This is a genomic window from Streptomyces sp. NPDC059866 (genome assembly GCF_042731325.1).
GTDB lineage: Bacteria > Actinomycetota > Actinomycetes > Streptomycetales > Streptomycetaceae > Streptomyces > Streptomyces flavusporus.
Map to the genome: position 1 here is coordinate 74,030 of NZ_JBHWJT010000030.1, position 17,533 is coordinate 91,562.

Genomic DNA, 17,533 nt, shown 5'->3' on the forward strand with positions numbered 1-17,533 from the left:
CGGCCACCCGGGGGCGCCCGCCCCCTTCCGCAAGGAGAACCATGGACGGCCTGCGCCGACACAAGAGCATGTTCCTGTTGCCCGGACTGCTCACGCTCTTTCTGATCATCATCTTCCCGCTTCTGTTCACCATCCGCGTCAGCTTCTCCGGCTGGAACGTCAGCAACCCCTACATGGACTTCATCGGAGGGGCCAACTACACCGCCGTGCTGCACGACAGCCGCTTCTGGGCGTCCATCACCCGGCTGATCCTGCTGGCCGGCGGCACGGTCCTGATCCAGTACGTCATCGGGTTCGGCATGGCCCTGCTGGTCTGGCGCGAGGTACGCGGCCGCAGATTCTGGCGCGTGCTGTTCCTCGTCCCGATGATGACCACGCCCGTGGTGATGGCCGCCATCTGGCAGACGATCTTCCATGAGTCGCTGGGACCGGCGAACGATCTGCTGGACATGCTGGACCTGACCAGGATTCCCTGGCTCACCGAGTCCGGGCCCGCACTGGTCGCGCTGATGACCGTCGAGGTCTGGCAGTGGACCCCCTTCATGTTCCTCCTGCTGCTGGCCGGCCTGCTGAGCCTTCCCAAGGAGCCGTTCATGGCCGCCGCGATCGACGGCGCGGGCACCTGGCGCACCTTCTGGAAGGTGACCTTCCCGCTGATGGCTCCGGTGTCGGTCGCGGCGGTCGTCATCCGGCTGATCGAGGCGTCCAAGCTCTCCGACAGCGTCTACGTACTGACCTCCGGCGGGCCGGGCTCCTCCACGGAGACCCCGGGTTACTACCTCTACATCCAGGGGCTCAGGGACCAGCAGACCGGGTACAGCGGCGCGATGTCCCTGATCTACCTGGTGCTGATGAGCGTCACGCTCACGGTCGTCGCCGCCCTGCTCACCAGGGCCTTCAAGCTGAAGGGGGACTCATGAGGTCACGCCTTTATCCCGTATTCAAATACACCGTGATCGCGCTGTGGGCCTGCTTCGTCGCGGGACCGTTCTTCTGGGCGATGACGACCAGTTTCAAGAACGCCAACGCGGTCCAGGGCGGTCCCACCTACATCCCCTGGGCGCAGTACCAACCGACCCTCACTGGCTGGCGCAACATCTTCGGCGGAACCGGCGGTGTCGATGTGATCCAGCCCTTCGTCAACAGCGCGATCGTCACCATCACCGCGTCGGCCATCAGCCTGGCCCTGGGGTCCCTGGCCGCCTACGCACTGTCCCGCTACCGGTTCAGGCTGGGCTTCATCAAGAACGGCGACATCGTCTTCTTCTTCGTCTCACAACGAATCATGCCGCCGGTCGTCCTGGTGATCCCCTTCTTCTACCTCCTGCAGTGGGGCGGCCTCCTGGACAGCATCCCCGGCCTGGTCATCGTGACGGTCGCACTGCTGCTGCCCATCGCGGTCTGGGTGATGGTGGACTTCTTCAACGGCATTCCGCGGGAGATCGACGAGATGGCGATGCTGGACGGCTGCGGCCCGTTCCAGACCTTCGTACGGGCGATCCTGCCGAACTCCCTGCCCGGCCTGACCGTGGCGGCGATGTTCTGCGCCGTGTTCGGCTGGAACGACTTCTTCTTCGCCTTCCGGCTGACCTTCACCGAGGTCCAGACCCTGCCCCAGGCGGTCGTCGCCCTCAACTCCTCCATTCCGCCGTGGTGGACGCTGTCCGCCGCCGCGCTCTTCGGCGTGACACCGCTGATCCTGCTCGCCATCCGGGTGGAGCGCTATCTGTCCAAGGGGAACCTGTCGGGAGCGGTCCGATGAACCTGAACGCCACTGATCTGTGCCTGACCGTCGACGGCGTCGACCACCTCAGGAACGTGACCGCAACCTTCCGGCCGGGACGGCTCCACACCGTCATCGGCCGGACGATGGCCGGAAAGACGACGCTGCTGCGGGTCCTGGCCGGCCTGCAGAAAGTGGATTCCGGCTCCCTGACCCGGGCGGGAGCGGACTTCCTGAAGACGCCGGTGTGGCGGCGCGACACCGCCATGGTCTACCAGCAGTTCATCAACTACCCGCACCTCAATGTGTTCCACAATGTGGCCTTCCCGCTGAAGCGGGCCGGGCTGTCACAGGAGGAGATCCAGCGTCGGGTCCGGCAGAGCCTGACGAGTGTCGGGCTTTCGGATTTCGAGGCACGCAAGCCGTCCCAGCTCTCCGGCGGCCAGCAGCAGCGCGTCGCGATGGCCCGAGCCCTGGCACGCGCCACCGGCATCCTCCTGCTCGACGAGCCGCTGGCGAACCTGGACTACAAGTTGCGCGAACAACTGCGCGACGAATTCAAGACCCTCTTCTCGGATCGGGGGGACACGATCGTCATCTACACGACCACCGAACCCGCCGAGGCGATGATGCTCGGTGATGTGGTGCTGGTCATGCACGAAGGGCGGATCCTCCAAACCGGCACCCCGCAGGAGGTCTTCGAACGCCCGGCGACCACCACGGTGGCGTCCATCATCAACGACCCGCCCATGAACATCTTCGCGGGCCGGATCGAGGGCGGCCAGGTCACGGTGGCCGGCTTCCAGGCCACACATGTCTCCTCGCACCTGGCCGATCTTCCCGGCGGCGCCTACCAGTTCGGACTGCGCGCCACGGACGTCGGCCTGGCCTCCAGCGGGGTCGAAGGCGAAGTCACCTTCGTGGAGATCTCCGGTTCCGAGACCTTCGTCCACGCGGTCGTCGGCGAGAGCCCCTTCGTCGTACAGATCGAGGGCATCCACGACGTCGCCCTCGGCGACCTGGTCAAACTGCGGCTCCGTCCCGACCGGCTGTTCGCCTTCGACGAGCAGGGAACGCTCGTGCGGACACCTTCATACGATCTCGCTTCAGTGGAAGGGCGTTGACATGGCGCAGTTGGACATCGTCGACGTCGGGCACGCGTACGCGCCGGGTGTCGAAGAGGAACGGTGGGCTCTCAAACCGCTGAACCTGACCTTCGAGTCCGGCACGACGTATGCACTGGTCGGCCCCTCGGGCTGCGGCAAGACGACGCTGCTGAACATCCTGTCCGGCCTGGTCAGACCGTCCCAGGGACAGGTGCTGTTCGACGGCGTCGACGTCACCGCCCTGCCCACGAAGGCCCGCAACATCGCCCAGGTCTTCCAGTTCCCCGTCATCTACAAGTCGATGACGGTCTACGAGAACCTCGCCTTCCCGCTGCAGTGCCGACGTTGGGACAGGGCGAGGATCGACGCCAAGGTCCGGCAGGTCGCCGAGGCCCTGGACCTGCACGGTCGGCTGAGGCAGCCCGCCCGCGGGCTCACCGCCGACGACAAGCAGCTGATCTCACTCGGCCGCGGCCTGGTCCGGGACGACGTTGCGGCCGTACTGATGGACGAGCCGCTCACCGTCATCGACCCGCAGCTGAAGCACCTGCTGCGGCGCAAGATCCGTGCGATCACCGAGCAGTTCAGGCCCACCGTGATCTACGTGACGCACGACCAGTACGAGGCGATGAGCTTCGCGCAGGAAGTGCTGGTGATGAAGGACGGCCGTGCCGTGCAGCAGGGCACGCCTGAGCAGCTCTTCGAGGCGCCCTCGTCCACCTACGTCGGCTACTTCATCGGCTCACCGGCGATGAACTTCCTGACCGTGGACCGGGGCAACGGAAGCCTCGCGCTGGGTGGCCGGGCGCTGTCCGCCGCCTGGGACATCCCGCACAGTACGACCGAGGTCCAGGTGGGCGTCCGGCCCGAGTACGTCAAGATCGTCACGGACCCCGGCCCCAACACCTTCCCCGGCAGACTGCGGAGCGTCACGGACCACGGCGCGCAGCGCGTGCTCGAGGTCGAGGTGGCCGGGCAGCTCGTAAGGACCAAGACACTGCGGGAGGAGGGGGTGCCGGCGGGCGAGGAGATCCTGGTCCATCTGCCGCGCGCCAAGGTACTTCCGTACGCAGACGATCAGTTGGTACTCCAGCCGTCATGACCCGCCGGGCACGCCCGCGCCACCCTCCCCTCCCCCGCGCCGCCGCACGCGGCGGAAACGACGCCAAGACATCCAAGACATCAGCGAAGGAATCCCATGATCTTCATCACCGCCAAGTTCCGGGTCCGTCCCGAGCACGCCGACCGCTGGCCCGAGATCGCTGCTGACTTCGCCCAGGCCACGCGCGCCGAGCCCGGCTGCCTGTGGTTCGAGTGGTCGCGCAGTGTGGAGGACCCGACGGAATACGTTCTGGTGGAGGCTTTCCGCGACGACGAGGCCGGGGTCGCGCATGTGCGGTCCGCGCACTTCAAGGCTGCGCAGCAGACGCTGCCGCCCCATCTGGCCGAGACGCCGCGCATCGTCAACATGACCGTTCCGCAGCACGACTGGTCGCTGCTCGGGGAGATGGCGGTCCCCGGCCAGGAGTAGCGGTCCCGTCGCCGGGTGCGGCCGCTGCCGTCCTCGGCGGATCCGGGGCCGCCCGGCGAGGCCCGAGACGGTCAGGTGAACATGCCGGCCAGTGGTTGTTCGGTCCACACGGTCTTGCCCTCGCGGCTGTAGCGGGTGCCCCAGCGTTCGGCCATCTGGGCCACCAGGAACAGGCCGCGCCCGCCCTCGTCGGTGGTACGGGCGCGGCGCAGGTGGGGTGAGGTGTGGCTGGTGTCGCTGACCTCGCACACCAGACACCGTTCACGGATCAGCCGCAGGGTTGCGGGGCCACTGGCGTAGCGGTAGACGTTGGTGACCAGTTCACTGGCGATCAACTCGGTCGTGAACGCCAAGTGCCCCAGGCCCCATTCGCTCAGCTTGGCCGAGGTCAATGCCCGGGCCCGGGCGGCGCTGGCAGGCTCCAGCGGCAGACGCCAGGAGGCGACATCGTCCGCCGGCAGCATGCGGGTGCGGGCGATCAGCAACGCGACGTCGTCGCTGGGGCGCGCGGGCACGAGTGAGTCGACCACCGCTTGGCAGGTCCGTTCCAGCGGGTCCGCAGGGCGGGTGAGCGCGGCGCACAGCTTGGTCAGGCCGACGTCGGCATCGATATGACGCTCGCCGATGAGTCCGTTGGTGTACAGGCTCAGCAGGCTTCCCTCGGCCAGTTCGACCTCCCGGGCCTCGAACGGCAGGCCGCCGAGGCCGAGCGGTGGGCCGGCGGGCAGGTCGAGCAGGGCCACCTCTCCGTCCGGAGCGGTCACCACCGGTGGCGGGTGGCCGGCACGGGCCGCGGAGCACCGCCCGGAGACCGGGTCGTACACGGCGTACAGGCAGGTGGCGCCGACGACCTGCTCGCCCACGGGGCGTTCGCCGACTGCTTCCTGTTCGGCCGCCAGCAGAAGGACCAGATCGTCCAGGCGGGAGAGGACCTCGTCCGGCTCCAGGTCGAGGCTGGCGAGCGTGTGTACGGCGGTACGCAGCCGACCCATGGTGGCGGCAGCGTGGATGCCGCGTCCCACCACGTCGCCGACGACGAGGGCGATCCGGGCGCCGGACAGAGGAATGACATCGAACCAGTCGCCGCCCAGGCCAGGTGCCGCGCTGGCCGGCAGGTACCGCAGGGCCACCTCGACGGCCGACTGGTCCGGAACCGCCCGGGGTAGCAGGCTGCTCTGCAAGGTGAACGCGGTCTGCTGCTGCTGGGTGAAGCGCCGGGCGTTGTCGATGGCGACGGCGGCGCGTGAGGCGAGTTCCTGGGCGAGGGTGAGATCGTCGGCCTCGAAGGGATCGGGGCGGCGCGAACGCCACAGGGTCATCACGCCCAGCACCAGGCCACGGGCGGCAACAGGGACCGCGATCAGCGAGTGGGCGCCCAGGTCCGGAGCGTGGTCCCCCTGGCGGCCGTCCCTGGAGAACCAGTCGGGCGGGAGAACCGGTTCCAGGACGGGCCGTCCTTCGGCCAGGCATCTGGCCTGGGGTGCGTCGGGCCCGAACTCCACCGGCTCGCCCTGGGGGTGGGGCGGGCCGGGTTGCTGGGCACCGACGCTGCAGGCCCCCACTCGTACTACGGGCCCCGCCAGGGCCTGCGTCAGTTCCTCACCGCGCGTCACCGGCTGAAGCAGGTCCACTGACGCATGGTCGGCGAGGTGGGGCACCATCACCTCGGCGAGTTCCCGGGCGGTCTCTGCCACGTCGAGCGTGGTTCCGATACGGCTGCCGGCCTGGTCGAGGAGCGCGAGCCGACGCTGGGCTCGATGGCGTGCGGTGATGTCCTCGATCATCTCGGCCACACCCAGGATGCGGCCGGAGGGATCCTCCATCGGGAAGGACGAGACCATCGCGACCTGCTCTCGTGCCGGATCCAGCTCCAGGCGAACGAACTGCTCGGAGTAGAGCATCGGCCTTCCGGTCTCGATCACCTGGCGCACACGGTCCACGGCCCTGCGCGCGTCATCGGGGAGGAGGAAAGAGCCTGTGGGCAGCCCACGAAAGTCCGCTGCCGGGACGCCGCTGAAGCGTTCGATGGCCCGGTTGACCCGGAGAATCCTCAGGTCGGGGCCGTGGACGACCAGGCCGATCGGGCACCGGCGGTACAACCCGTCCAGGACCGCCCGGTCCCTTTGCCACTCCAGGACGTCCACCGCGAGGGCCCCGGCAAGAACCCACTCACGGACCCGGCCATCGCGTGAGAGCGCATGGGCCCTGAGCCCCATCTCCACGAGCCGCCCGTCGCGGTGCCGTACATTGAGCAGCCCGAACCAGCCGCCGGCTCTCCTGCACCTCGCCGCGGCCCTCCTGACCGCCGGCAGATCGGGAGGATCGACAAAGACCTCGAAAGCCGGACGACCGAGCACGGCTGTGTCCGGATAGCCGAGTAGTTCCTGGGCCCGCCGGTTCCATCCGGCCACGGCTCCCCGGTCGTCGAGCACCGCCAAGGCGGCAAGGTGCAGGGCGAACGGATCGTCATGGATCTCGCTGAACTCCGTCATCCGCTTCTCCACCGCTGGACACCACCTTGTACTCCGGGTCGGTGGCCAGGCGTTCCTGAATGCCCCGCTGACCTGCTGTTGCATGGCAAGCCTAGTGAACCCGGTGCGGCCGCGGCCTCGCCCACGGCGCGGCACGCCGTGGCGGGCACGAGGGATTACGGCAGGCAGTGACCCTCTTGCGCTGGCGGGACTCGCGCAGCAGCCACAGCCTCCGCGGCCGACACTCTGTCCCTTCGCGCCGCGAGCAGCGGAGAAGGCATCGATCAGCCTGGAAGTAGTCTCCTCCGTGGCTCTCAGCGAGTTCCCCCGCCAATGACACGACCAGCGTGCCATCGCACTTGCGGCCCGCTGTCCCGGTCCGATTGGCTTGCCTGAGTGAATGAGCGACTGCGTTCCGCGCTTGTGCAACGCGGCCTGAGGTGGAGGAGTTGACCGAAGCCTGCTCCGTGGACCCCAAGACCGCCAGCCGGTGGGTTGGTGGCCGGGTCCCCCACCGCCGGCACCGTTGGACGGTCGCGAACCTGCTGCGCGTAGACGAGACATACCTGTGGCCGGAGAACGGCCAGGGAGCTCAACGGCCCGGTACGGCCCGCTCGGAACTCGTTGACACCTGTCCCAACCGGGCGAGCGTCTCCCCGGCGATGTGTGGCTCTCCCTGCTTCTGGGCGCCATGAAGCAGGTGGACGTGCTCGTTTTCTCCGGGACCTTCTTCGCACAGACGAACCCGCACATCGCGAGGATGCTCCAGGAAAGGACGCAGGCAGGAGTTCGCGTGCGGCTGTGCTTCGGCGATCCGGACGGGGAGGCAGTCCGCATCAGAGGCAGGGAGGAGGGCGTCGGAGACACGCTCGCGGCCAAGATCAAGGCGTCCCTCACGTACTACCGCGACCTCGTCGGCTACCCGGGCAGTGAGGTGCGCCTTCACGACACGTCTACAACTCGATCTTCCGATACGACGACCACCTCATGGTCAACCCGCACACCTGGGGCCAGCCGGCCAGCGCCAACCCGCTACTCCAGCTCCGCAACACAGACGGCGGGGAGTGGTTCCAGCGGTACAGCGACAGCTTCGAGGCCGTGTGGGCATCCGCGCGCCCCTGGACGCCCGACAGGCGGGAGTAGCACCACCGTGGGCAGGACCGAGTACTACTACGACCTCAAGGCCCCCAAGGCCCCCAAGGCCCCCAAAGCCAACACTCTCATCCCCGCCAGCAACCTGCTCGTGGTCAACGACGAAGGCGCCATCCTCCTCCAGCGACGCCGCGACACCGGCCAGTGGGCGCTGCCCGGCGGGGCCCAGGTCGTTCGTACAGTGGCGCGCTCCACCTGGACGCCATGAACCACGCCTGCTCCACGGTGTGTGGGTCGACGGCGTACGGGATGCGAGCCGGGGAGAGTGTGGGTAGAGGCAGGGAGCGGGTGCGGTACGAAGCGGCCTAGGAGCGGCGCGTACAAGCGTCGCCGAGCCGGTTGCGGCACCACGGCGCCCGGAGCCAGTCTGTGGGAGCCGGGTCGAGGGAGGCTGAGGGCACGGCGAGGGTTTGCAGGATGTGTCATTCATGCTGCTCCTCAAGCGAGCCGGGGATTGCAGTAGGCCCCCGAGACCACAGAAGCGAACACGTGAACGATCAGCCTCCCGGCTCGAGATGCTGCGCTTCCTCGAACGAGTCCAGCAGCAAGACCTCGAGCGCACCCGACGGTGGATCGCGGCAGCCCAGCAGCGAGAGGCGCAGCGCCAGCGCGCCATCCAAGCCCGTCCCCCGGCGCCGGACTGGCTCATCGAGCAGAGCCTGAGCCGCGACGTGCCAGCCGCCTACGTCCACCAAGGCGACTGCCACATGACAGGCAAACGGTCCAGAGGCGTCGCCCGCGACCAGGCGCTGCGGGCGCTCACCGACGGCATCGCCCCGTGCCCGCACTGCCGGCCGGACACCGAGCTGGGGATTCTCGACTAGGCGCTGCGAGACTTCCGCGCCCCAACCAGCCTCCGAGCGGCACACGCGCCCCGCAGCAGACATAACACCTCAAACAGGATGAATAGCGGCACATGCCGGGGGCACTCCGACCCTTAACCCCCACAGAACGGAGTCACCCCATGGTCATCCAAAAGATGCATGAAATGGGCATCCGCAGTGAGCACGCCTACATGGCCGGCATGGCATCCATCGGCCTCGCCGTCGCCGCCTGGGTCACCAGCCTCAACGCCGAGCCCGGCGCAGGGGTCGCCCGCGCCGACAGGTGGGGAATCTTCGTCGGCGAATGGGCCCCCACCTTCTTCGGCCTCGGCCTCGCCCTGTCCCACTACGAACAGAACGACGGCACCCTCACCGCCAGCGTCCACGAAATTCGGGAGCAGCAGAAGGCCGGCTGACCACACCACACTGCGGCGTCCGCCTCTGGACCAAGGGGCGGGCGTCCATCCACCGCCCAACGTGCAGCACAGACCCGACACCCACACCCTGGACCCATGGCCACCGCACGCGTCGTCATCTACCCGCCCGACGAGGACGGCGGCCGGCGCGTGCGCATCGACGGGGAGATCCTCGGGCGGGCGTACAGCGTCCGCGACATTGCCGCGCTCATGCAGAACGCCGGCCTGCAAGGCTTCCACGAGATGGACGTCGTGCGGGCTACGGGCATCGAATGGCGCGGCGGCGGACCCGACAGCTGGACGCACTGAAGAAGGCCGCGCGTCACGAAAAGGCGACCCCTCCACGAGAAAAGCACAAGTCCTCCACCAAACCGCTACTCTCAGCCCTCCCAGGATCAATCAGGGGGGCGACATGACCAACCCGTACACCACCACGCCGCGGCCAGCGCCGAAATGGGCGCGGAAGCGCTACGTACTGCCCGCACTCGGCCTTACCTTCTTCCTCGGCATCGGGGCCGGCGCCAGCGACTCGCAGCCGACGGACGACGCGAAGCCGGCCACGGCCAAGGCGCAGCCCACCGCGACCGTCACCGCCACCATGACCGCCGCCGCCAAGCCGAAGCCTGCGCCCACCGTGACGGAAACCGTGGAGGTTGAGGTCACGGAGACTGTCACCGCCGAGTCCGCCTCCGACACCGGCAGCGACAGCGGTGGGGGCAGCGTCTACTACGAGAACTGCGCCGCGGCCCGGGCCGCCGGAGCCGCACCCGTCCACCAGGGCGAGCCCGGCTACGGCAGCCACCTCGACCGCGACGGCGACGGCACGGGCTGCGACTGGGGCTGACACACAGGAGCCCGCTGGGACGGGGGAGCCTGGCGGGCCTGCGGCCTGTGTGGCACGGGGTGGCCAGGAGAGCCGGTCGAAGCTCAGGAACAGCCGGATGAGCTCCGGGAGAAGGGCATACGTGCCCTCCGCGTGCCCGAGGGAACAGCGACGCTCGGAAACAACGGGGAATCTCGGTGAGGACGCCGAAAAATACCAGGTCAGCGGCTTGCTAGGTCAGCACGCATCCACATACGAGATCTTCCAAACAGGTGCTCCGAGACCCTCGATGCGCCGGGCTTGGCCGGAACATCGAGCCCCATCACCCGCGCGGGTCCCTGACTCACTCGCTCGGCTCTTGGGGCACGAGCACGCTCAACCGATAGGTGGTCGGGTGCTTCAGCCGCCCGCACAAGGTGTCGATTCGCACTCGGGAAGGATCAGTATCAGGTCGCTCCTCCTGGAGGTTACGCAGCCGCGCCCGGAGCTGGTCGGAGTCCTCCGTTTCACAGATGACTTCCCAGCACCATCCAACCGCCAGGGCCGCGGAAGCTCGCTGATGTTCCTCGCGTGCTTGCCGCTTCCTTTTCCTCTGGCCAGGCATGGGCATCACCATGACGGCTGCCAACTCCCCTGACAACAGCGACGGCGTCATCGCATCCGGCCTGAGTGTCTGACTGCGTGACAACGCCGACGTACAGCGACGGACATGGGCGCACACCTGCGGACCATGGCGGCAGGTGAGGGGCACCCTGGCCCATGGTCGGGGGCTCAGAAGAGTTGCTTCGGGACGAAGAGGTCATCTGGTCAAGGGTTCGAGGTTGCAGAACGTCGGAGCCGCAGGCGGGATCGGTCGTGGTCTCCTACGGTGGAAAGGGACGCCAGAAAGGCCAGCGCAGGACAGCAGGTGAGCGGCTGTGAGCGACCCCACGGGCCCCGGTAGCGACACGATCATGAATGAGCTGGTGCAGGCCTTTCACGAGCTGGCTCCCGAGGATCTGCCGGAGCTGTTGCGGCGGCACTACTCGGCTCTGGGGATCACCGGGCTGACCGCCTACTGCGCCGATCTACGGCAGGAGTACCTGATCGCCCTTCCCGACAGCCGCGGCGATTCCTCGCAGCGTCTGCCCATCGACTCCAGCTTGGCGGGCTGGGCATACCGGACCGTCTCGGCTCGGATCGCCGAGAGCGACTCCGGCGCGTTGACCCTCTGGCTGCCCGTGATAGACGGCCTCGAACGGATCGGCGTCCTGGGGGTCCAAGTGCCGGACCTCAACGCCGCCATCCTGAACCGCTGCCGGGCGCTGGCCTCCCTCATCGCCTTCGTCCTGATCAGTAAGGGAACCCACAGTGACAGCTACGCCAACCTGCAGCGCAGGCAGTCCATGAAGTTGCCGGCGGAGATGGTCTGGGCGTTCCTGCCGCCCAAGTCCATAGGCACGCCGTACGTCACTTCCAGCGCCATCCTGGAACCGGCCTACGACCTGGGGGGCGATGCCTTCGACCATGCCCTCTTGGGCGACGTCCTGCATGCTGCGGTCATCGACGCCATGGGTCATGACCTGTACGCGGGACTGACCTCCTCCGTCGCCCTGGCCGCCTGCCGCAATGCCCGCCGCAGCGGCGGGGAGCTACCCCGCATCATCGACACCATCGACCACACAATCCACGAGGCGTTCCCCGACCGCTATGCGACCGGCGTGTTCCTGCACCTGCACCGCACCACTGGACAGCTCAGCTGGGCCAATTGCGGCCATCCCCCGCCCATCCTGCTGCGTCGCCGCGATGTCATCCCTGGCGCTTTCGACAGTCCTCCCGAGCTGCCTCTCGGGTTGGGACCCACACGCCCGGACATCCCTCGGCGCATCCACTCCGCGCAGCTGGAACCCGGAGATCGCGTTCTGTGCTACACCGACGGCGTCGTCGACGCCCGGTCCTCAGACGGCGAACTTTTCGGGGAGGAGCGCTTCGTCGACTTCATCCTCCGCGCCACCGCCGCCGGTGAACCCGCATTCGAAGTCTTGCGCCGTCTCGTGCACGCCATCCTTGACCACCAGCAGCACCACCTCACGGACGACGCCACCGTCCTGCTCTTCGAATGGCATCCCACAGGGGCCCTTACGTCCACCACCGGACGGTGAAGCGACATTCGTCCCGGTCCGCCTGGCCGGCAGCGCCTACTACCCGGGGGATCGTTCCCGGGCCGTCCCTGGGCCGTGCGAGGGCGCCCGAGGGCACTCAATGGCGACCGACAGTGACAGACGAGCTACCGCCGCCAGCAGTGAAACCCCAGGTCAGAGGGGACCGGCCATACAGGTTTCCGCTCAGGGGTGGCGTTCAGGCAAGAGGGGGTGTGTCGTGCCGCTCCGGCACGCATTTCCCCGGCTTGGCCTCCGGACGACTGCTCTACGTAGGCATGGCCCCGCGCCACATGTCGAACCGGACCAGCATCCAGAACCTGAGGAAGCGTGTCCGCTACCACTACCGGGGCAACGCGGCTGGGTCAACGCTTCGGCTCACCCTCGGCTGCCTACTCGGCCTGGAGCTGCGCCGTGTGGGCAGCGGAACCCGCCTGACGTTCGGTAAGGCCGGAGAAGCCAGGCTCAGTCAGTGGATGGCGGGCAACGCGCAGGTGTGCTGGCTGGAGCACGAGGAACCGTGGACCATGGAGTCGGAGCTCATCTCCCAACTCGATCTGCCGCTGAACCTCGACCAGAACCGGCGCAACGGCTTCCATGACCGTCTCAAGGAGCTACGCGCCAAAGCACGCGAGCGGCCAAGGGCTCTGCCCATCAGCGCATAGACCGTCAGGCTGACATCACCAGCTGACATCAACGATGCTGAACGAGGGCGCACACCAGCGTCTCTAGCCGGTGTGCGGGACAGCTAAGAGGGGCCATTGCGAGAGGTCGCTCAATGCGGTGATCGAACTCCTAAAGCGGCGGTCAGAGCGAGTGCTGTACAGCAAGGAAGTACAGCAACCACCGCAACCACTCCCGACCACCGGCGGCCTCAAGCGACCGTCTGACGTGCTTGGCAGACATCAGCGACCGTCGCGCCCATAGTTCGCATCGAGAGGATCAGCCCGTGCCACAGCCGTGCCAGAAGGAGCGGGGAATCACGGGGACTCTGGAAGACTGGCGGCTCCTCAGGCCGGCACCAGCACGAGCACGGATCCCGCAGGTCAGCCACCATGCGGCCCAACCTCGCTCCTAAAGCGGAGGTCAGCACGGTTCCAGCCTCAGCACGCGGGTAGGCATTTCACCGGGCGGTGGTCCGCCTTACGGCCAGCGGGGCACGTTGTCGCTCCCGTTTCAGCTGGGCGAGGAGCGAGGCTGCGGTTGCATCCGTGATCGGCCACTGGTTGTCATCCCAATCCGGTTCAAAGTAGGGCTCAAGTGCCGCGAGTTGCTGGCGCATCTCGTGCATGGCATCTGCCAATCGCTCAAACCCTCGGATGGCGAGCTGCGCGTTGAAGTCGTCTGCCCGTTGCCGATCGGGACCCAGTTCACCTGGGTCGACATGCCGCGGGTAGTGCGGGCCAAGTCTGCTGCCTTGACGGCAGCAATGGCTCGATCGAAGGCCTCACGACGTGAGGTCTGCCAGGACTGACGACGAGTTCCCCAAGGGTTTAGGAAGGCGCCGACCGCCACGCCGACGAGCGCGAACGTTGGCGCGATCCAGGGTATGAGCCCGGCCAAGTGACCCTCCGATAGTCCGAGTGGGCAGGTGGAGGGTAGCCCTAGCTGGGCCGTCTCTAGGCCGTTCGAGGCCGCTCAACAGTGGCCAAGGACAACCAACGACGACCGCTTAAGTCCCCGCGACCACCGCCCCGACCAGCGAAAAAGCAGCTCATCAAGATCAGAGACAAAGCCCAGGGCAAGAAGAAGCCGAGGCCGCAACAGCAATCGGCTGGCCAGGACATCTCGCCGCCCCCACGATGGGCGCATGGACCGGTTGCAGCACAGCGCTTGGCAGTACGTGGCGGAGGTACTCCCTCCCGAGGAACTCCCAATGCTCGCTGCGCATGCGCTCGTCGACGGGCGTGATTCCCCTGCCCTGCGCGAACTAGCCGGCCTGCCGCGCAGGAGCGACGAGACCGAGATCCGTGAACTGTACGTCCAAGCCCTGCACGAACTCGGCATACCCCTTCCCGACGAGGAGACAGCCGGCCGATGCCTCCTCGTGAGCCTCGCATTCGGTCTCGCGAAAGGCGAGCTGAGCCCCAAGGACGTGGCCGACCGGCTGTCGATGACGGTCGCAGCCCGCACCCGGGAGGAGACACGGTTCCTCTCCGTCGCAGCGGACTACAGCGAATGGATCGACCCCGACGAGCTCCCGGAATGGGAGAACGATCTGAGAACCGCGGCCCACTCGTTGACCGCCTCCGACCTCGGCCCCGGCATGCCAGGTTCGCGGCGCGACTGACTAACCCGCCTGAACGCGCTCCCGTGCCAGATACTGCGGGGAACCACAGGGAACAGCGGTCACCCACCCAGCACGCCCTCAGGTCATGACGCCGCTCCGCAGCAGGTCAGCAAGCCTATCGACCCCGTAGAACCCGAGCTTCCCAAGCTCAGGGCTTCGGCCTCCGGATAAGCGGTGGCCACCTGGCACGTGGTTCTGTACCTTCCCTCCCATGACCGACAACCGAAGGGGCAATGCCGCGTAGGCGCCCGTCAGCCCTGCGGGGCGACCTCCCTGTCCGGCCCCTGAGGCGACGACGGTACCCGTTGATTGATCGCCTTTCCGGATCTTGCACCGCTGACCTGCGTCGGCTGGAGCGGACCCGCTTCTGGCCCGAAGCCACGGAAGAAGCGTTCTGGCACTGGAAGGCCCTTGCCCACGGCCCTCTCAGGCACCTTGTAGACCCACTCACCGGTCCTGATTGCGGCATCCCTGAGTGCGGGTGCTACGGCGCCGACTTCCGCGGGCACCTCGAAGCCGTGCTTCACACACTGCCCAGGAAGAGCGCGCGTGAGTTGCGCGCCCTCGTGTATGCCCTCGATGAGAAGATCCTTGCGAGGGCCAAGATCATCTCGGCTGCCAGCCTGGACGTGCCATGGTGGCGAGGCCAGTTCTAGGACCTTGGGCGGCCGTCTCAGTTTCCGTCTCATTCAGCCCAGTTCACGGCCGTTCAGGGCAGACCCGAAACGGTCCCCGCGTCGGCGGCCAACCGCCCATGAACGCAGGTGAACGCCCCTGCACCCGCCCCAACACCCCACCAACACAGTTGGAAAGCGTGTTGCTGGTGAGCACTATCGCGCCTTGTATACGGCGTTTCAGCGACTGCGCGCGGCTCGGTCGTCACTCAGATCCAGACTCGCCCGCAGTCCTCACGCATCGCGGCTGCGCATGTGATGTCCACGTGGCGCGTCCGATTCGCGTTCTACCCACATGCTCCAGCCAATTGCACGCTGAGCCCTAGCGGAGCGTTACTACCGTAGGGGGAGGTATGGCGAAGCGTCGAAGGCCGCAGCCTAGTACTCCAGCCGTAGATCGTGATCTTCCCTGGTTGTCTGTTTTCGGCTGATCGCGAACGTTGGTGTCACTGCGCCAGGTCGTTGGCAGGGTGAAGGCCATGAGGATCACCAAGTTCGGTCACGCTTGCGTGCGGTTGGAGAGGAACGGCCAGGCGATCGTCATCGACCCGGGTGTGATGACTCCCGAGCCCGATGCGTTGGCGGGGGCCGAGGCTGTCCTCATCACGCATGAACACTTTGACCACTTCGATCCGGATCGCCTGCGCGGATTTCAGTCGGACATCTACACCTGCGCTGGGGTTGTCCGGCACCTGAGCGGGCTTGGCGAGCGCGTGCATGTGGTCCGCGACGGCGACCACTTCTCTGTCGCGGGCTTCCAGGTGTCGGTGTCGGGCGACAAGCATCACTTCAGTCATCCAGATGTGCCTCCGGTCGACAATGTCGGCTTCCTGATCGACGGAGAGGTCTTCCACCCGGGTGACGCACTGACGGTGGTCAACGTGCCGACGCTCTTGTTGCCTGGTCAGGCGCCGTGGCTGACGGTGCCTGACATGATCGGCTACCTGCGCCGGATGACACCGCGCCGTGCTTATGCCATTCACGACGGGCTCATCAACGAGTGGGGTCTGAAGGTCCTGGACGATGTCCTCGCCATGGAGGCTGAGCGGACGGGTGCCGAGATCCGGCGGCTCCGCCCCGGCGAGAGCGTCGAACTGTGAGAGGGCGGCAGTCGGCCAGTGGAGTACTGCACCACCGTTCGTGATCTTCATGGCTGATTCGCGGCTTGTCGGCGGTAATGGCTGGCCTGGGCTCGGGCCTGGTGGCGGCGCCGCCAGGCAGACCAGCGGAGCCGGTGGACCACGTCGTGCACGGGCTGGACGACAAGCGTCGTGAACAGTCGCTGGATCTCGTTGCAGGTGAGCGGGATCAGCCCGTTGGGGGCGGGATGGCGGACGTGTTCGTCGGCGCGGACGACGGCGAGGAAGGCGTGAGCGAGCATGGCCAAAGTGACCCAGCGAGACCACGAGGTGAAGCGGCGGAGTTGGTGCTCGTCCAGTCCGGCCAGGCCCTTTCCGGCCTGGAAGGTCTCCTCCACCCGCCACCGTGATCCGGCGACGCGTACCAACGTGGCCAGGGGCACCGCGGTCGGCGACCAACAGCGGTAATAGGCGAGTTCACCGGTGGTGCGGTTGCGGCGGATCAGCAGCCGGTGGCTGCCGGGCCGCACTTCGACCAGGTCGATGACGGCCCAGTCGTAGAAGCGGTGCCCCTTGGCGCCGGCCCCTGCCGACAGCTTCTGCCAGGCCCGCCTGGGCACCTTCGCGGCCAGGACATCCGCGCGGAACTTCCCCGCATCGATGGTGACTTCAGCCGAGCAGGCGACAGCGAGCACGTAGCCGACCCCGCGCTCTTCCAACGCGGACCGCAGCTTCGGGTTGCCGCCGTAGACCTCGTCCCCCGCGACCCAGCCCACGCGGTGACCGGCGTCGAGGAACCGGCCGATCATGCGGGCGGCCAGTTCCGGCTTGGTCGCGAAGACGGTGTCCTCGCCCAGCCCCGCTGCCCGGCAGCGGTCCGGGTCGCACGTCCAGGAGCGCGGGATGTACAGCTCGCGGTCCACCGCCGCGTGTCCCCGGACGCCGGCGTAGACGAGGTAGACCGCGACCCGGGAGTTCTCGATCCGTCCGGGGGCCCGTATTTCAATAACTGTCAGCGATGGGTTTCCGCGGGGGTTGTTCGGGCGTGTAGCTGTTCCAAGGTGCGGGCGGGCGATCCGGGGATCGGCGTGACGAGGATCCGGTGCAGGTCCAGGAGCCGTTTTGCGTCCTGGTACTGGATGGACAGGTTGGTGCGGTTGACGCCCAGTAGTTGGGCCAGGAAAGTCATGGTCACCGCTCTGCGGCGGCGAAGGATGGCTGCCAGGAGCCGGTGGGTGTGGTCCACGCTGCTGATCTGTGGGTGGCGGTAGCTGCGCGGGCGGTGGAAGCGTCGCTGGAATGCTGC

At 67.3% G+C, this 17,533-nt stretch carries 16 protein-coding genes and 3 pseudogenes; 15 read left to right on the plus strand and 4 right to left on the minus strand.

The features are described 5' to 3' along the window. Positions 1 to 41 precede the first annotated feature (41 nt). The 5 genes from ACFV7R_RS35945 (at position 42) to ACFV7R_RS35965 (ending at position 4,360) form a co-directional block, all read left to right on the plus strand. A complete protein-coding gene (locus ACFV7R_RS35945; RefSeq protein ID WP_385271349.1) occupies positions 42 to 920 on the plus strand; it encodes a carbohydrate ABC transporter permease in 879 nt (292 codons plus the stop codon). After that, on the plus strand, positions 917 to 1,762 hold the full coding sequence (locus ACFV7R_RS35950; RefSeq protein ID WP_385271352.1) for a carbohydrate ABC transporter permease: 846 nt from the start codon (positions 917 to 919) through the stop codon (positions 1,760 to 1,762). Before ACFV7R_RS35945 ends, ACFV7R_RS35950 begins: the two co-directional genes overlap by 4 nt. Then, positions 1,759 to 2,847 (plus strand): ABC transporter ATP-binding protein, encoded by a 1,089-nt coding sequence (locus tag ACFV7R_RS35955; protein ID WP_385271355.1) that lies wholly within the window; start codon positions 1,759 to 1,761, stop codon positions 2,845 to 2,847. Before ACFV7R_RS35950 ends, ACFV7R_RS35955 begins: the two co-directional genes overlap by 4 nt. A gap of 1 nt (position 2,848) precedes the next feature. Beyond that, on the plus strand, positions 2,849 to 3,931 hold the full coding sequence (locus tag ACFV7R_RS35960; RefSeq protein WP_385271358.1) for an ABC transporter ATP-binding protein: 1,083 nt from the start codon (positions 2,849 to 2,851) through the stop codon (positions 3,929 to 3,931). Between the two features lie 96 nt (positions 3,932 to 4,027). Then, on the plus strand, positions 4,028 to 4,360 hold the full coding sequence (locus tag ACFV7R_RS35965) for a putative quinol monooxygenase (protein ID WP_385271361.1): 333 nt from the start codon (positions 4,028 to 4,030) through the stop codon (positions 4,358 to 4,360). 71 nt (positions 4,361 to 4,431) lie between these two features. Here the strand turns inward: ACFV7R_RS35965 and ACFV7R_RS35970 are convergent, their stop codons facing one another. After that, complete coding sequence (locus tag ACFV7R_RS35970; RefSeq protein ID WP_385271364.1) at positions 4,432 to 6,852, minus strand: SpoIIE family protein phosphatase; 2,421 nt, start codon at positions 6,850 to 6,852, stop codon at positions 4,432 to 4,434. Positions 6,853 to 7,818: 966 nt separating this feature from the next. Between ACFV7R_RS35970 and ACFV7R_RS35975 the strand changes: the two genes are divergently transcribed. Further along, a complete protein-coding gene (locus ACFV7R_RS35975) occupies positions 7,819 to 7,974 on the plus strand; it encodes a hypothetical protein (RefSeq protein ID WP_385271367.1) in 156 nt (51 codons plus the stop codon). Between the two features lie 7 nt (positions 7,975 to 7,981). Then, positions 7,982 to 8,170: pseudogene (locus tag ACFV7R_RS35980) on the plus strand (NUDIX hydrolase); the annotation flags it as partial. Between the two features lie 310 nt (positions 8,171 to 8,480). Here the strand turns inward: ACFV7R_RS35980 and ACFV7R_RS35985 are convergent. Further along, positions 8,481 to 8,603, minus strand: coding sequence for a hypothetical protein (locus tag ACFV7R_RS35985; protein ID WP_385271406.1), 123 nt, complete (start codon positions 8,601 to 8,603; stop codon positions 8,481 to 8,483). Between the two features lie 27 nt (positions 8,604 to 8,630). On the opposite strand from ACFV7R_RS35985, the gene ACFV7R_RS35990 reads away from it, so the two are divergent. The 8 genes from ACFV7R_RS35990 to ACFV7R_RS36025 all read left to right on the plus strand — a co-directional run bounded on the left by ACFV7R_RS35990 (position 8,631) and on the right by ACFV7R_RS36025 (position 16,248). Next, entirely contained in the window at positions 8,631 to 8,807 is a 177-nt protein-coding gene (locus ACFV7R_RS35990) for a DUF6233 domain-containing protein (RefSeq protein WP_385271403.1), read from the plus strand. 140 nt (positions 8,808 to 8,947) lie between these two features. Then, complete coding sequence (locus ACFV7R_RS35995) at positions 8,948 to 9,223, plus strand: hypothetical protein (protein WP_385271370.1); 276 nt, start codon at positions 8,948 to 8,950, stop codon at positions 9,221 to 9,223. A 96-nt stretch (positions 9,224 to 9,319) separates the two neighbouring features. Beyond that, on the plus strand, positions 9,320 to 9,532 hold the full coding sequence (locus tag ACFV7R_RS36000) for a hypothetical protein (RefSeq protein WP_385271373.1): 213 nt from the start codon (positions 9,320 to 9,322) through the stop codon (positions 9,530 to 9,532). 103 nt (positions 9,533 to 9,635) lie between these two features. Next, positions 9,636 to 10,067: an excalibur calcium-binding domain-containing protein gene (locus tag ACFV7R_RS36005; RefSeq protein WP_129797603.1), complete on the plus strand. Its 432-nt coding sequence runs from the start codon at positions 9,636 to 9,638 to the stop codon at positions 10,065 to 10,067. 932 nt (positions 10,068 to 10,999) lie between these two features. Then, positions 11,000 to 12,187 (plus strand): PP2C family protein-serine/threonine phosphatase, encoded by a 1,188-nt coding sequence (locus tag ACFV7R_RS36010; protein ID WP_385271376.1) that lies wholly within the window; start codon positions 11,000 to 11,002, stop codon positions 12,185 to 12,187. Further along, positions 12,145 to 12,849, plus strand: a complete 705-nt coding sequence (locus tag ACFV7R_RS36015) for a GIY-YIG nuclease family protein (RefSeq protein ID WP_385271379.1) — start codon at positions 12,145 to 12,147, stop codon at positions 12,847 to 12,849. The genes ACFV7R_RS36010 and ACFV7R_RS36015 overlap by 43 nt, the downstream gene beginning before the upstream one ends. Before the next feature lie 1,211 nt (positions 12,850 to 14,060). Then, positions 14,061 to 14,474 carry a hypothetical protein gene (locus ACFV7R_RS36020; RefSeq protein ID WP_385271382.1) on the plus strand — a complete coding sequence of 138 codons (414 nt, stop codon included), beginning with the start codon at positions 14,061 to 14,063 and terminating at the stop codon, positions 14,472 to 14,474. 1,153 nt (positions 14,475 to 15,627) lie between these two features. Then, the gene (locus ACFV7R_RS36025; RefSeq protein WP_385271385.1) at positions 15,628 to 16,248 is read left to right on the plus strand and encodes an MBL fold metallo-hydrolase; all 621 of its coding nucleotides are present in this window, start codon (positions 15,628 to 15,630) and stop codon (positions 16,246 to 16,248) included. A gap of 47 nt (positions 16,249 to 16,295) precedes the next feature. Here ACFV7R_RS36025 and ACFV7R_RS36030 read toward each other — a convergent pair. Together ACFV7R_RS36030 and ACFV7R_RS36035 are read right to left on the minus strand one after the other, a co-directional pair. Next, positions 16,296 to 17,216: pseudogene (locus ACFV7R_RS36030) on the minus strand (IS701 family transposase); the annotation flags it as partial. A gap of 3 nt (positions 17,217 to 17,219) precedes the next feature. Continuing rightward, positions 17,220 to 17,533 (minus strand): annotated as a pseudogene (locus ACFV7R_RS36035) (ISAzo13 family transposase); the annotation flags it as partial.

Excerpts from the sequence above, each read along its gene's own strand:
- ACFV7R_RS35975 (WP_385271367.1), top strand. The coding sequence starts at position 7,819 with ATGGTCAACCCGCACACCTGGGGCCAGCCGGCCAGCGCCAACCCGCTA.
- ACFV7R_RS35960 (WP_385271358.1), top strand. The coding sequence starts at position 2,849 with ATGGCGCAGTTGGACATCGTCGACGTCGGGCACGCGTACGCGCCGGGT.
- ACFV7R_RS35955 (WP_385271355.1), top strand. The coding sequence starts at position 1,759 with ATGAACCTGAACGCCACTGATCTGTGCCTGACCGTCGACGGCGTCGAC.
- ACFV7R_RS36010 (WP_385271376.1), top strand. The coding sequence starts at position 11,000 with ATGAATGAGCTGGTGCAGGCCTTTCACGAGCTGGCTCCCGAGGATCTG.
- ACFV7R_RS35950 (WP_385271352.1), top strand. The coding sequence starts at position 917 with ATGAGGTCACGCCTTTATCCCGTATTCAAATACACCGTGATCGCGCTG.
- ACFV7R_RS36015 (WP_385271379.1), top strand. The coding sequence starts at position 12,145 with ATGGCATCCCACAGGGGCCCTTACGTCCACCACCGGACGGTGAAGCGA.
- ACFV7R_RS35995 (WP_385271370.1), top strand. The coding sequence starts at position 8,948 with ATGGTCATCCAAAAGATGCATGAAATGGGCATCCGCAGTGAGCACGCC.
- ACFV7R_RS36005 (WP_129797603.1), top strand. The coding sequence starts at position 9,636 with ATGACCAACCCGTACACCACCACGCCGCGGCCAGCGCCGAAATGGGCG.
- ACFV7R_RS36020 (WP_385271382.1), top strand. The coding sequence starts at position 14,061 with ATGCTCGCTGCGCATGCGCTCGTCGACGGGCGTGATTCCCCTGCCCTG.
- ACFV7R_RS35970 (WP_385271364.1), bottom strand. The coding sequence starts at position 6,852 with ATGACGGAGTTCAGCGAGATCCATGACGATCCGTTCGCCCTGCACCTT.
- ACFV7R_RS35965 (WP_385271361.1), top strand. The coding sequence starts at position 4,028 with ATGATCTTCATCACCGCCAAGTTCCGGGTCCGTCCCGAGCACGCCGAC.
- ACFV7R_RS36025 (WP_385271385.1), top strand. The coding sequence starts at position 15,628 with ATGAGGATCACCAAGTTCGGTCACGCTTGCGTGCGGTTGGAGAGGAAC.
- ACFV7R_RS35945 (WP_385271349.1), top strand. The coding sequence starts at position 42 with ATGGACGGCCTGCGCCGACACAAGAGCATGTTCCTGTTGCCCGGACTG.
- ACFV7R_RS36000 (WP_385271373.1), top strand. The coding sequence starts at position 9,320 with ATGGCCACCGCACGCGTCGTCATCTACCCGCCCGACGAGGACGGCGGC.